This is a genomic window from Anabaena sp. FACHB-83, from assembly GCF_014697485.1.
Taxonomy (GTDB): domain Bacteria; phylum Cyanobacteriota; class Cyanobacteriia; order Cyanobacteriales; family Nostocaceae; genus Nostoc_B.
Map to the genome: position 1 here is coordinate 1 of NZ_JACJRY010000050.1, position 14,858 is coordinate 14,858.

Below are 14,858 nucleotides of genomic sequence, written 5' to 3' on the forward strand. Positions count from 1 at the left end.
AGTCTGATGCTCAACGAACTGGCAGAAGACAGAACCAAAATTCTCCGACGGCTGTTTCCTGGTACTCCACTGTTCTCTGTTAACGCCGAGCAGATTAACGATTATTTGGCAGGAAAGACTCAGCCCTCAGTGGTGTTGATGAACCCGCCGTTTTCCTCATCTCCAAGAATCGGCGATCGCAATCCCGACGCAACTCCTCGGCATATCAACTCAGCACTACAAAAGCTGGCGGACGGTGGGCGATTGGTGACAATCTCCGCTAACTGGTTCTCTCCTAATAATCCCACTTGGCGCGAAACTTTCGTTAGGTGGCAGGAGAAATCCAGCGTGGTGCTTTCGGTCGGGGTCAGTGGTCAAGCTTACGCCAAGCATGGGACAACAATCGAAACCCGAATTACCGTTATTGATAAAGTCCCGGCATCTAACTCCGGCGACATCCCTTGTATTCGAGAAACGCTGGACTTGCCTGAAATACTGGCGTTGATTGGGCAATTGCCTGAGCGTTCGCCCCTTGAAGCTGCCACTGTTAAAGCTGCTTTCATTGCCACGAAGGTTGTTAAACTGCCCAAACGTACTACAGTGCCACAACCAGAACCCTATTCAGAAATTCTCGATGTAGTAGTTCTGGAGTATGAGGTAGTGGAGTGGACGGCTACCGATGGTTTGAAAGATACCCTCTATGAAACATATCGCCCACAACGCATTAGAATCAAAGATGCTTTACCCCATCCCTCGCTGCTTTGTGAGAGTGCAGCCCTAGCACTTGTCTCACCACCGGCTCCTACATACAAACCATATCTTCCACAAAATATTGTCACACAAGGCTTATTATCTGAAGCACAGCTTGAAAGCGTGATTTATGCAGGGCAAGCGCACTCAGAATTTCTGTCTGGTTCTTATATTGTGGATGATTCCTGGGATAACGTAACAGTCGCAGCACAAGGCGAAGAAAATGCCGTAAAGTTTCGTCGTGGCTGGTTCCTTGGCGATGGGACGGGTGCGGGTAAGGGTAGACAGTGTGCAGGTATTATATTAGATAACTGGTGTCAGGGGCGGCGAAAAGCTATCTGGGTATCCAAAAGTGCCGCATTAATTGAAGATGCCCGTAGAGATTGGTGTGCTTTAGGTAGTACTGACAAAGACATCATCGACCTCTCGAACATCAAGCTGGGTGAGCCAATCCCATTCACCCAAGGCATTCTATTCTGCACATACTCAACTCTGCGCTCACAAAAGAACGGTAAAAGTCGGCTCAAACAAATCGTGGAGTGGGCTGGTGCGGACTTTGAGGGTGTCATTTCATTTGATGAGTGCCACAGCATGGGAAATGCAATGGCGCAAGAAGGAACGCTCGGTATGGTTGCAGCTTCTCAGCAGGGCATTGTCGGGCTGAGACTGCAAAATGCACTTGCCAATGCCAGGGTTGTTTACGTGTCGGCAACCGGAGCAACCAAAGTCTCAAACCTCTCTTATGCTAATCGTTTAGGACTTTGGCAGACTGGCGACTTCCCGTTTACCTCACGAGAGAATTTTGTGGAGTCTATCTCTGTTGGCGGCATTGCGGCGATGGAAGTTGTTGCACGGGATCTCAAGGCACTCGGTTTGTATTTGGCGCGATCGCTTTCCTTCGATGGTGTAGAATATGACACACTTCAAATTGAGTTAACGCCGACGCAAGAACGCATTTACGACAGCTATTCTGACGCTTTTCAGGTTATTCATAATAATTTAGAGAAGGCATTGGAGGCTTGTAATATCTCTAGCTCCAAAACGTACAATCGCGCTGCTAAGATGTCCGCCAAATCGCAGTTTGAATCGCATAAGCAAAGATTCTTCAATCATTTGCTCACGGGGATGAAATGCCCTCAGTTAATTAAGGCGATTGAAAATGATTTAGCTGCGGAGAATGCTGTTGTTGTGCAAATCGTCTCCACAAACGAAGAACTACTGAAGCGACGGTTAGACGAAGTTCCTGCCGAGGAATGGAAGGATTTAAACTTGGATCTGACTCCAAGGGAATATCTCATGGATTATTTGATGAGTGCTTTCCCAATCCATTTGCATGAAATCCATTCCGCCGAAGATGGCTCAGAACGCTCTGAACCACTGTTTGACGCGGACGGTTCTCCGATTGTCTCACTTGAAGCTGTGGGTTTAAGAGATGCGTTGGTTGACAGACTGGCCAGCCTTGACCCCATCCCCGGCGCACTAGAACAATTGCTGTGGCACTTCGGTCACAAACAGGTTGCTGAAGTAACTGGTCGTAGTAAACGAGTTTTAAAAGATGAATCTGGTCGTTTGTTCGTTGATTCGCGTGGCAGTGGGGCGAATATTGCTGAAACTGCTGCATTTATGCAGGGCGATAAGCAAATTCTCATCTTCTCTGATGCTGGCGGTACAGGTCGCAGCTACCACGCCGACCTTAACGCTGTGAATCGTCGTAGGCGATCGCATTACCTTTTGGAGGCCGGGTGGAGGGCTGACAATGCTATTCAAGGGCTTGGGCGATCGCATCGTACTAACCAAGCATCAGCACCAGTGTTCAGACCAGTCACAACAAATGTGCGCGGGGAACGCAGGTTTATCAGCACAATTGCTCGACGGCTGGACAGCTTGGGTGCTTTAACTCGCGGTCAACGGCAAACTGGGGGCAATGGTATTTTTGATACTAAGGATAACCTGGAGTCGCAATATGCCGAACGTGCGCTGTACGAGTTATTTCGGCAAATTTACCAAGGTCGGTTTTATGAAATTTCTTTGGGAAGTTTTGAAACAATGACCGGACTCAGCTTAACCTCTCATGAGGGCGGAATGAAGATAGACCTTCCACCCCTGCGTCAATTCCTCAATCGGCTGCTGGCTTTGAGGATTGATATGCAAAACTTGATTTTCGAGCGTTTTGAGTTGTTGCTTTCTCAGCAGATTGAAGCAGCACAAGCGGCTGGTGTCTATGAAGTCGGTGTTGAAACACTCCGAGCAGAACGGTTTACTGTCGAGAGCCAGGAAACTGTGTACACTCATCCTGCCACTGGTAGCGCAACAAGCTATTTGAAGGTAGAACGAACTCAGAAAAACAACATCAGAACTGCTGAGGAAATGCTGGAGTTTGCCACTCAATATCAGGGGAGACTGATGGTAAATACCAAGTCGGGAAATGCTGCTGTGTCAATTCCGACACACAGTATCTTCGACAGTGACGGTGGTGTTATTCCACGGGTTTTGTTGGTGCGATCGCAAAAAGAAACTCGCGTCACACTCACGGATTTGGAATCATCCACATGGAAGCAAGTTCCTACTGAAGTGTTCATCGCGGCATGGTCGAAGGAAGTGGACGTATTGCCCAGATTCAACACCGACTATCTGCATTTGGTAACAGGCATTTTGTTACCTATTTGGAAGATACTACCGCAAACCAGCAGTCGGGTGTTCCGGTTGCAAACCAGTGATGGCGCGAAAGTACTTGGTCGGGTGGTGAATGCAGTGGATATCCAAACTGTGCGAGAGCAACTCGGACTCAAGAACCAGTTGCTAAGTCCCACAGAACTGGTTTCACTAGTCTTAAACGAAAAGTATACACAACAACTCCCAGGAGGTATAACGCTGCGGCGGTCTTTCATTGCTGGTGAGCCACGTCTGGAGTTAGTCAATGCGTTATCGTTGGCTGATCGATTGGTGAGTATAGGTTGCTTCACCGAGATCATCGACTGGCGCAAGCGGGTATTTGTGCCAACGGGAGATCGCGCTGCTGCTGTTTTGAGTGAGGTGATTGAGATTCTAGGTTAATGAACGCAAAGCGATGTGGTGTTTACCCGTCGCTTTGTTTTTTCTCAAATTCGGGTTTGCAGTTGCACTTTTTATTAAGGTACCATAACGTCACAAGTTCCTTTAAAATAGGTTCAATAGCTGCTTAAGATGTTCAATTAATCATTAGCCCAAAAGCAAACATTTATATCCAAAATAGTTTTGAGTTAAATTATCTAAATTAGTATTTTTAATATATCAGAAGTGTCTTTTGCCCTTAATGACTAATATTGCGTCTAAATCCATAAAACTACAAGCACAACTCACTGAGAAATACTTCGAGTTACACCCTTCTGCCCAAAAGATTATCCAGTTGTTCTCAGTAATTTATGCACCGATAGATAAAAATTCATTCGTGAGTTGTATTAGTAAAACGGGTGCTTTAGATGAAAATAATAAACCTTGGGGAACTAAAACCCTTAGCCCCCAAATTGATAAATTGTTAAAAGTAGGTTTGCTAGTGCAGTCAGGTAGGCAAAGTCCTGAATGTCATCCTTTACTCACAGAAATTGCTACTCGTCATGCAGTAAAAACCGGACATTTTGAAATTCTGGTCACAGCAGTAGAAGAAAAGTTACCCATACGTACTCATTGGAACAAAAATGCTCGGATATTTCGCAGCTTACGCGAGTGTATTCGGGAAATCCGTATAGGTTTTTATCGCCAAGACCCTAATTTTATTAATCAGCAAATTGAAGATTACAATAAATATGCTGATAGCGAAGAAAAAATAGTCATCCAAAATATCTTTGAGCAGATATGCAATAACCCATTTGATGCCGAATGGTTTAATACCCTACCACAAGGATTATATGAAAATGGAATATTCAGTATTCTACTCAATTCAGCCTTAAAATTGTCTATTTCCGAAGATGCGTTTACGTTGCTGGAAGAAGAATGTTCTACATCTGGAAAACATTGTTCAGATTATCTACGTTTGATTTTGACAGAACAAATGTTACTCCGAGGTTGTACTCAAGAAGCACAAGCAATTTTGGAGCAGATATCAGATGAATATCAACATAACGCTGCTATCTTTTGGGGCTGGTTAAGTTTTCTCCGAGGGGAAAATGAACAAGCGATGAAGTATTATACAGATGCCCTGAAAAAACTGAGAAAAGCGACAGGCAAACGCCAAATATATTTTAATACGATGGGGGGCTTATTTTTTATCCTGGCACTGTTAAAAGATGGTTCAGTGCAGAGCCTCCAGCAAGCAGAAGATTACACCAGTGCGATGTCCCGCCAATCAGATCATTGGCTGAGGTTTATTTATGGCAGACTGAAAATGGTACTGCAAGTCCATCAAGGTGATCTTACTCAAAAACAATTAGTCCTTAGCTCTCACATTTCTTCAGTGGAAGAAGAAAACAGCTTACAAACATTGTTTTGCTCACTCTGCCTTTACTGGATGGATGCCGACGCTGCAAAAAAACGTTTACCTAATTTATTAGAGCCATTATATCGGAGAGCGCTTACTTCAGGGCATCATTGGTTGGCAATGGAAACCGCAGAACTCCTATCCCGACTCAAACCTAGTAGTAACTATCAAAAACAGGCAGAGGCACTGCGAGAAGATAGTGCTATCCAAACTATTATCGACTTAATTCGACCCCAAGAAGCTTGGGAAATGTGCCTCAATGCCCTAGCCAATCTCCAGAAAGAACCACAAACACCAGGAAAACCAGAGTCAGAATTACGTTTAGCATGGTTCATTACCTTCTATCCCAGTAGATGTGTTTTGCAACCAAAAGAACAGAAAATAAATGCCAAAGGAGAATGGAGTAAAGGTCGCCCCATCGCCCTCAAGCGTCTGAACAGTGGATTAGCTGAGTTTGATTACATCACCCCCCAAGATATGCGGGTATGTAGTTGTATTGAGGTATATAGCGAGGGCTATTATGGCAAAGTTGATTATACTTTCGGGGAAAAAGCCATCTCTGCTTTAATTGGACACCCGTTAGTTTTTTGGGAAGATAGCCCTGATGTCCGTGTAGAAATTGTCAAGGGAGAACCAGAACTTTTAGTTAAAAAAGAGAAACTTGGTCGTCTCACCTTGGAATTTTCTCCCAAAATCATCGAATCGCAGAGTATTCTGCATATTAAAGAAACTCCAACCCGCATCAAAGTTATTGAAATCACTGCCCAACACAGACGTATTGCAGAAATTATTGGTAAAGATAATAAATTAAATGTACCAGCAAGTGCCGAAAAACAAGTTTTGGCTGCCATTAATGCCGTTTCTGGCATTGTCACCGTGCATTCGGATATTGGTGGTGGCGCAGAAGGAGCAGAAGTTGTACCCGCTCAGACATTACCTCATATCCACCTTTTGCCTGCCAATGCTGGCTTAAAAGTTACCATATTGTCGCGCCCATTTGCCCAAGGTGGCCCCTACTATCGTCCTGGTACAGGTGGTGAAACTGTTATTGCCGAGATTGATGGTAAACGTCTACAAACCAGACGAAATTTGTTACAAGAGAAACAACTTGCCGCAAACGCTGTAGCAGCCTGCGCCACTTTGGCTCGCAATGAAGAACAAGATGGTGAATGGACAATAGAAGACCCAGAGGACTGTTTAGAACTGCTGCTAGAACTGCAAGCTTTGGGAAGTAATGTCGTCATAGAATGGCCGCAAGGAGAAAAACTGCGTGTTAGCCACAATGCCGACTTAAAAGACTTTAATTTATCGATTCAACGTCAGCAAGATTGGTTTGCAGCCACTGGGGAATTGAAATTGAATAACGACCTAGTGCTGGATATGCAGCAACTACTAGAACTATTAGAGAAAACCCCAAGCCGTTTTATTCCGCTTGGAGATGGTCAATTTCTGGCTTTAACTCAAGCTTTTCGCAAACGTCTGGACGAATTGCGGATGTTTTCGGAAAAACATGGTACAGGGATGCGTTTTCACCCCTTGGCTACATTAGGATTAGAAGATTTTGTTGATGAAGTCGGTAAGGTAAAAGCAGATAAACACTGGAAAGAACATATCAAACGCCTCAAGGAAGTACAAAACCTCCAACCAGAACTCCCATCTACTTTCCAAGCCGAACTGCGTGACTATCAAATGGAAGGTTTTTGCTGGTTGGCGCGTCTAGCACATTGGGGTGTAGGAGCTTGCTTGGCTGACCAAATGGGACTGGGAAAGACCGTGCAGGCATTGGCTGTCATCCTGAGAAATGCCCATCAGGGGCCAACCCTAATTATTGCTCCAACTTCTGTGTGCATGAATTGGGTGAGTGAAGCGCAAAAGTTTGCCCCAACTCTCAATATCATTCAATTCTCTGGTGCTAATCGCCAAAAGTTGTTAGATGAATTACAACCTTTGGATATGTTGATATGCAGCTATGGTTTATTGCAACAAGAAGAAGTTGCTCAAATGCTTGCTCAAGTGCAATGGCAAACGATTGTCCTGGATGAAGCCCAGGCGATCAAAAATATGAACACTAAACGTTCTCAGGCAGCCATGAATTTGAAATCTAATTTTAAATTGCTGACTACTGGGACTCCGATTGAAAATCATCTAGGTGAATTGTGGAATTTGTTCCGTTTTATTAATCCTGGGTTATTAGGTTCTTTTGAAAGTTTCAATCAACGCTTTGCTACCCCCATTGAAAAATATCAAGATAAACTTGCGCGTAATAAATTGAAAAAACTGATTCAACCATTCTTATTACGCCGCACCAAAAATCAGGTATTAGAAGAATTGCCTTCCCGAACTGAAATTCTGCTTCATGTGGAGTTGAGTACAGAAGAAAAGGCATTCTATGAAGCTTTGCGTCGTCAAGCTATATCTAAATTGAGTGAAAGTAATGCGGATGCAGGACAGAAACATTTGCAAGTTTTAGCAGAAATTATGAAACTGCGTCGCGCTTGCTGTAATCCCAGCCTCGTTATGCCTGATACTGCCTTATCTAGTTCCAAATTGCAACTTTTTGGTGAGGTGCTGGACGAACTTCTCGAAAATCGCCATAAAGCTTTAGTATTTAGTCAATTTGTTGATCATTTGCACATCATCCGCGATTTTCTGGAGCAACAAGGTATTAAGTATCAATACTTAGATGGCAGTACCTCAATGGCAGAACGAAAAAAAAGCGTAGATGCTTTTCAAGCTGGGGATGGTGATGTGTTTCTGATTAGTCTCAAAGCTGGGGGTACTGGACTCAATCTTACTGCCGCTGATTATGTCATTCATACAGACCCCTGGTGGAATCCCGCAGTAGAAGACCAAGCTTCAGACCGCGCCCACCGCATTGGGCAACAACGCCCAGTCACAATTTATCGCTTGGTGGCTAAGGATACTATTGAAGACAAGATTGTGGAACTGCATCACCATAAGCGGGATTTAGCGGATAGTCTCTTGGAAGGTTCTGATATGAGTGGCAAGATATCAACAGAGGCGTTGTTACAGTTGATTCATAGTTAGAAGCAAAGGCTTTTCCAACCCTTTAAAAGTTTTGAACTTACAGGGCTTGGTCAATTGCTCCTAAATTTTGTATCCTTCTTTAATATCAGCTACGCTCCCCACACCAAAGAAATTATGCCAAAAAATTGGGCTTTGAAAGTAGACCAGTTTTTCAATGCAAATTCCCACTGCATTATCGCTAACGTTCACGTTGACAGCTTCCCCGCCGACCTGCCGCTAGAGCCAAATATTCGAGAACCCAACCGCAAAAGCTCGACCTACAAGCAAATCTATGACTCGTTGACAAACGAACCCGAAAAGTTCTTCGAGCGGCATAGTGGAATCGTACTGTGTGCCAACAAGGTCAAGCCCAACAGCAAAAAGACACAGCTAGAACTAGAAATACTTGAGGCCAGTGAGGGCGGTAACGATGGCATCATTAATGGGGGGCATACAGTTTTAGCTTTTCAGCAAGCCAGAGAAAATAAATCCGATCTCTCCAAAGCCAGAGTCAAAGTCACAATACATATTGGGTTAAGCGAAGACGAAGCCAAAGACATCGCCCTGGCTTCTAATACTTCTGCCCCAGTGGATGCGCGTTCTAAAGTTAACGCTAGGGGTGATTATAAATTTTTGAAACAGTTTTTAACTCAACTGGAGCGAGAGGAAAAAACCAAATTCCGCATTGCTTACTACCAAAACCAAAGCGGTGCGCCCAAAAGTCCGCAGTGTAATGTCAACCATCTCATTAAGTTGATGAACTGCTTGGACAGGAATAAATACAACCCAGACAGCAAAAGTAGAACCAAACACCCACCTGTCAGCAATACACCTTCATTGAGTGAGGCGGAAAGACAACGGCTGTCGAAATTGTTACCGTTACTGCCCAAAGGGTTATGGATTGAGCAACGGCTATTTCAGATGATCGAGGAACATATTACTAAACCCAAAAGAAAGGGAGTCGTTGACCTCGCTTCAATCGACCCGCGTAAGAATACGCTGCTGCCGGATAGCAGGTATTCGTTTGGATTTGCTGCACCTGCTGATATTGCCATGCCAATTGTTGCTGCTTATCGGGTGTTTTTGGATGAGCAGTACAACTGGATAATTCCCTTTGATGAGTTTGCAGAAGATTTTCTGCAACACCTTTGGAACAACTATTACAAAAAATACTTGGTGTCGGAGAAATTAGCAGGTAATACTGTTGGCAGTAAAATCTGCCGTAACCCGGTGATTTGGGATAACGTTTATGTTTCAGCCCAGAGTTACCTGAATCAGCAGTTGATTAAGATGGTGGGGTCGAACAGCAAGCGCGAAGAGTTGAAGCTGGTGAATTAGTTTGTGTGGTAGAAGTGTAGTGAAAATTAGACGGTCGCTCAAGTAAAACATATATGAACTATCCCACCCTACGCTATCGCTTAAAACATATTTAAAGGTAAGATTATGGCTCAAGCCTTACTATTCTTGTGCTACATGAAATTCAGGTTAGCAAGTGTAGTAGGGTTATTGCAAAGATTTATGGATCGTTGCAATAATCCTACTATTTGAGCTTTAATCTCAAATACTACATTTGAGAATTACAGTATGTTCGTTGCGCTAATGTAACATCTAGCACAAAAGGATTATCGTTACCCTGTATTTTGGAGATCGCCTGATTGCGTTCAATTTCAGTATTGTCTGGAGGGTCTTGCTGATTCCATTTACATAAAGTCTCTCGCTGTATTTTGAAATAGTCTGGATCTTGTTGGTCAGCCTGTTCACGATAGATAGTGTAGAAATAAAACATCGCTCTGGCTACATCACCCTTGACCTTTTCTCTCGGCTCAAATTTAGAAGAGGCTGATTCGCTGAATTCGTCAATTGCAGCAATAGGAATTGTAGATTGAGCAGAATTACCTCGATACCATCTGCTAGTAGTTGTATCAGCTATATCAGCAAAAGGTTTATTCCCTCGATCACTATTGATATTTTCTCGTGCTGGAAATAGATGATGAAGGTCACTTTGGGCGTTACCTTTGTTAGCCCCTTTGCTTTGTGGCCAGGTATGTTCAGTATTCAAGCCGAGTTTGTCCGCTTCTTGGCTTGGATCACCACTACCAGTTAAACGAATTGAGTAACCAGCATAAACATCAGTGACAATACCTGCTTGGTTATCAATCAGACCAAACATTGTGTCTCTAGCTCGGTCATAACCCAAAACTTTGCTGGGTTTATACTTCTTTTCTAATTCCTTAACTAAATCTGAGTTAGATAACTGCGGCAATATAATTGCTGAGTCACTGACAGGAGTAGGTTTGTTAGTTGATGGATTGGAGGGAACTGGTTGAGAAGTGGTTGTGTTAGCAGGTAATGTAAACGCTGCAACAACTGGCTCATGGTCACTAACGGGTCTGCTGAAACCAATGTTTATATGCACAATGTCAATCTTCGGTTTTGCAGCACTAAGAAGATTTTTACTTACCAGCACATGGTCAATTAATTCCCGATTTCCTCTAAATGCGTAACTAAACTGGTCATTTTTTGGTAAACCTTCCGGTAAATTCTCCAGAATGTCACCCTTCAAAGTTTTCAGAGTTGGAGAATTGGGCGTGTCATTCAGATCCCCCAGTACAATTACATTTGCTTGCGGGTCAATCTGCAATAATTGTTGTACGAAACCATTGACAACTTGGGCTTGTTTCACCCGTTTTTCATCACTGGCTGTCCCTCCCCTTTTAGAAGCAAAGTGGTTAGCGATGATCAACAGTTTTTGCTCATTAAATAAAAATTCTGCTGTCAACGACTTACGACTTTCATCGAAAGCATTGTTAGTAGGGTCAATCCGACCAGGATTTAAAGAAAGTTCTAGACCATTTGAACCTTTACGAATAGCCACAGCATCTAATGAACCACCGGGAGACAGTTTCGCTAGAGTTATCCGACTTGGTTGAAATAAAAAGCCAACACGAATATTACCTCCAGGCTCCCCACCATCTTGGTCATCAATGGGTGCAATGTCAACAAAGTTATAGGTTAAACCGTTGATATTTTTGATGGCATTAATCAGTTTTTGGTAAGTTTCATTAGCCTCAACAACTTCATCATTAATTGCTCCGTTGTTATCCTGAATTTCAACTAAACTGATGACATCAGGTGCGTTTAAATTATTGACAATAACTTGAGCAATTCTATCAAAACGTCGGTCGTTAGCACCTAAATTTTCTACATTAAAAGTAGCAACTGTCAATACATTTTTTGAGCTTTTTAAAGATGTTGTTTCCCGTTCCAGAGATGGAGGTGCAGTAGTTGGTAATTGAGCTAATGGACTAGCTTGCACTGGACTAATCCAAGCACAGTAAATGAGTGCAATACTCAGTAGCAGCTTAATAAATTTCATGGTTTCTCCAAAATTCCTTTAATTCGGTTCCACTCTCAAATAAAACTGTGTAGCCACAAACTGAGTATCTCTCTTGGTTGGATCTACGTTTTCGACTACCTTTGTTGTACCTACAGCAATCAAACCTTGACCAAAAATTTCACTTGCTGCTGCATCAAGTTGTTTTTGTGTTGCACCCGTTTGACTCAAATCGATTGACGAAACTTGAGAAATATAAGGCTTGTTTAGAACTAGCTGATCTGTAGAGAAGCAAGGAGTTGTGATACAGCGAATACCATTGTCTTTTAGTCCCGCAAAAGTACCTTTCGCTGGGGCATTTGTAGCGGCTATGAATGCTTCTTTGACTTGCAAATTCCCAAACTCACCTAATCCAGGAAATGTCACTGGAACGATGTTACCTCTGAGGAGCAAACGACTACCATCATCATTTTGAATTTTTGCCAATTGGGAAGGTGAGACTTTCAAAGAATTCCAATCAATTGCCGACACATAGCATTCGGAGCGAAAAACACCATCGACGCAAGGAGTAGCCTTTAAATTGACTTGCTTGATGAAATATCCACCACAGATTGGAGAAGCGCATCTGCGAAAATCTCTTCGTACCGTGTAATATCCCCATTGGGGAAACTCTTGGTTTTTGACAGTTACGGCAACAGAATCAGTAGTCTTTGGAGCAGAAATGTCTTGAGCAGATACTTTGGCGAAAAATCCGTTGCTAATAATTAAAGTGCCTAATAGAGGAACGATTGCGTATTTTTGGTTAAAGGATTGTTTGTTCATATCGACTTTAGATTGTATTTGTGGGTTTAATACTTTTGTTAAAAGCAGAGTTAACACGGTAGCTTGGAACACGAAAACTTTTATACTACTGGTTATAGGTTAAAAAACTATACTGTAAATCTTAAAACAGTTTTAAGAACTCATTATGTTTGCCAAACTTATCCCAGAATTGCCTGACTGCATACAAGTGCGATCGCAATAGCTCAAAAATTTTGTGCAAAAGTCCGTAAAAGCGCATATTCAAGGTGTATCTAGCGTCAATCCTCGTTTTCACTAGCCTCATCATGCCGCAAGACTTCTCTCACCAAAATCTCAGAGGTCGTTCGTTCAAGGGTCAAGACCTTACTGGGGCAAGCTTTAGCTATGCAGATATTCGAGGAACAGATTTTACAGGGTCTAATTTAACTCTTGCAAACTTTAGTCATGCTACTGCTGGACTGCAAAAGCCTTGGGCTATGTTTTTAGTTTGTGTTTCTTGGGTGCTGTCTGGAGTTTCAGGATTTATCTGGTCGATAAATGGTTACTTGGTATCACTGATATTTGACATCTCTGGATTAGAAAACCAAATAGTGGGCTGGACTATCTTAATCTTATTGATTGCCTACTTTTTTGCCACAATTGTTCAAGGAGTAGGTACTGTAGGCGGAGCCGTAGCCTTTGCCATCGCCGGGGCCGCAGTTTTTGCGGTAGCTGGCTCTGTCGCCTTTGTCTTCGTTGGAGTAAAAGTTGCGCTCGAAGGAGGAGTAGGAATAGGGGCTGGGGCAGGAGCTTTAGCTTTAGCCTTTGCCGTAGCTGCTTCTGTTGGCGGTTCTATCGGCAGCTCTGTAGTCTTTGCCATAGCTGGAAACAAAACTTTGGCTGTGTCCTTTGCTATAGCTGTAGCTTTTGCTATGGCTGGAAGCAAAGTTGTACCCATAGCTCTAGTCTATGCCTTTGCTTTGGCAACCCAAGGCATAAACTTAGATTTTACCTTTGATAAATTTTCGGCTGGAGCAGTAATTTTAGACGGAGCCGGAACTTTACTTAGCATTTACATCGGTTGGAGAGCAATGAAAGGAGATGAAAAATACTCTTTAATTCGCAACATTGCCGTCGCTTGTGGTGCTACAGGTAGTACAAGGTTTCGCAATGCCAACTTAACAGACGCGAATTTCACATCTGCCACACTAAAAAGTACAGATTTGAGAAAAGCTAATTTAACTCGTACCTGTTTCCATATAACGAAAAAACTAGAGCATATTCGCCCTGGTACAACTTACCTGCAAAAACCGCAAGTGGTAAATGTGTTAGTCACAGGTCAGGGACAAGACAAAAAATTTGACCGTGAGGATTTACGGGGAGTGAACTTACAAGGAGCAAACCTAACAGATGCCAGCTTGATCGGTGCAGACTTGAGCGGAGCGAACTTACAAGACGCAGATTTAACCAGAGCCAAGCTAGTACAAACCCAACTCGACGGCACTGACTTCACAGGCGCGACTCTCACGGGAGCATACATCGAAGATTGGAACATCACTACTGACACCAAATTCGACGGAGTGCGCTGTGAGTACGTTTATATGCGCTTGCCGACCCCTGATAACCCTGATCCGCACCGCAAACCAGACAATCGCCAGGAAGTGTTTGCAGACGGAGAGTTTGGGGATTTTATTAAGCCCATCTTCGACACACTCGACTTGTACCACAGCCAAGGTGTTGACCCCAGAGCGATCGCCATTTCGTTTAAACAGTTAGCCGAAAATCACCCTGACGCAGAACTTGAGATAGTCGCAATGGAGAAACGAGGTCAGGACAAGTTTCTGCTCCGTGCCAAGACTGCGATCACTGCCGACAAATCCGAACTGAGTGCAGAATATTTCGTCAACTATAATCAACTTAAAAATTTACCAGACAGAGAAATTAAATTATTACTGGCAGAAAAAGAAAATCAAATCCGCAGATTAGAAAATATGGTGATGACTGCCTTGGAGCGTCCCAGCTTTTATTCAAATGTTGAGCAGGTAGGTTTTATGAGCAACAATCCCGGTGGATTTTCAGTTGGTGGTTCCGTTGGCGGCAACTTTAACAACGTTCAAGGTGATAATAACCGTGCAGTTCAAGGAGATAATAATCAAGCTGTACTTGGTGAGAATAATCAAGTAACACAACCAAATCAAGTCGGTGTAGAAACAGCAGAATCTCTTACTAAAGAAGATGTTGTTAAGCTACTGGCAGAACTTGAAACTTTGATTAAAGAAGCAGAATTACCATCTGATACAAAAGAAGAATTAGTTGAAGATTTAAGTGCTGCAAAAAAAGCCACGGATAAGGAAGAACCAAATAAACAACGTGCATTAGACCGTTTAACAGGTGTGGCAGAAACACTTGAGAAAAGTAGCAAGAGTGTAGAAGCAGGACAAAAAATTTGGAGTTCTGCCAAGCCAATTATCGTAAAAATTGCCACTTGGTTAAGTGTCGCGGCTGGTTCTCACTTGTTGGGATTATAAAATTTCT

Annotated in this window: 6 protein-coding genes; 4 read left to right on the forward strand and 2 right to left on the reverse strand. The window is 43.1% G+C overall.

Annotated features, from left to right (window positions below; translation table 11 throughout):
• The 3 genes from H6G79_RS30810 to H6G79_RS30820 form a co-directional block, all read left to right on the forward strand.
• The coding region (locus H6G79_RS30810; RefSeq protein WP_191049390.1) for a strawberry notch family protein at window positions 1–3,783 on the forward strand (3,783 nt) is incomplete at its 5' end.
• Window positions 3,784–4,021: 238 nt separating this feature from the next.
• Window positions 4,022–8,230 carry a DEAD/DEAH box helicase gene (locus tag H6G79_RS30815; RefSeq protein ID WP_190594149.1) on the forward strand — a complete coding sequence of 1,403 codons (4,209 nt, stop codon included), beginning with the start codon at window positions 4,022–4,024 and terminating at the stop codon, window positions 8,228–8,230.
• 114 nt (window positions 8,231–8,344) lie between these two features.
• The gene (locus H6G79_RS30820; RefSeq protein WP_190594151.1) at window positions 8,345–9,547 is read left to right on the forward strand and encodes an AIPR family protein; all 1,203 of its coding nucleotides are present in this window, start codon (window positions 8,345–8,347) and stop codon (window positions 9,545–9,547) included.
• A 226-nt stretch (window positions 9,548–9,773) separates the two neighbouring features.
• Here the strand turns inward: H6G79_RS30820 and H6G79_RS30825 are convergent, their stop codons facing one another.
• Entirely contained in the window at window positions 9,774–11,585 is a 1,812-nt protein-coding gene (locus H6G79_RS30825) for an endonuclease (protein WP_190594153.1), read from the reverse strand.
• An 18-nt stretch (window positions 11,586–11,603) separates the two neighbouring features.
• Window positions 11,604–12,365 (reverse strand): DUF6748 domain-containing protein, encoded by a 762-nt coding sequence (locus H6G79_RS30830; protein WP_190594154.1) that lies wholly within the window; start codon window positions 12,363–12,365, stop codon window positions 11,604–11,606.
• A gap of 284 nt (window positions 12,366–12,649) precedes the next feature.
• Between H6G79_RS30830 and H6G79_RS30835 the strand changes: the two genes are divergently transcribed.
• A complete protein-coding gene (locus H6G79_RS30835) occupies window positions 12,650–14,851 on the forward strand; it encodes a pentapeptide repeat-containing protein (RefSeq protein ID WP_190594155.1) in 2,202 nt (733 codons plus the stop codon).
• Window positions 14,852–14,858 lie beyond the last annotated feature (7 nt).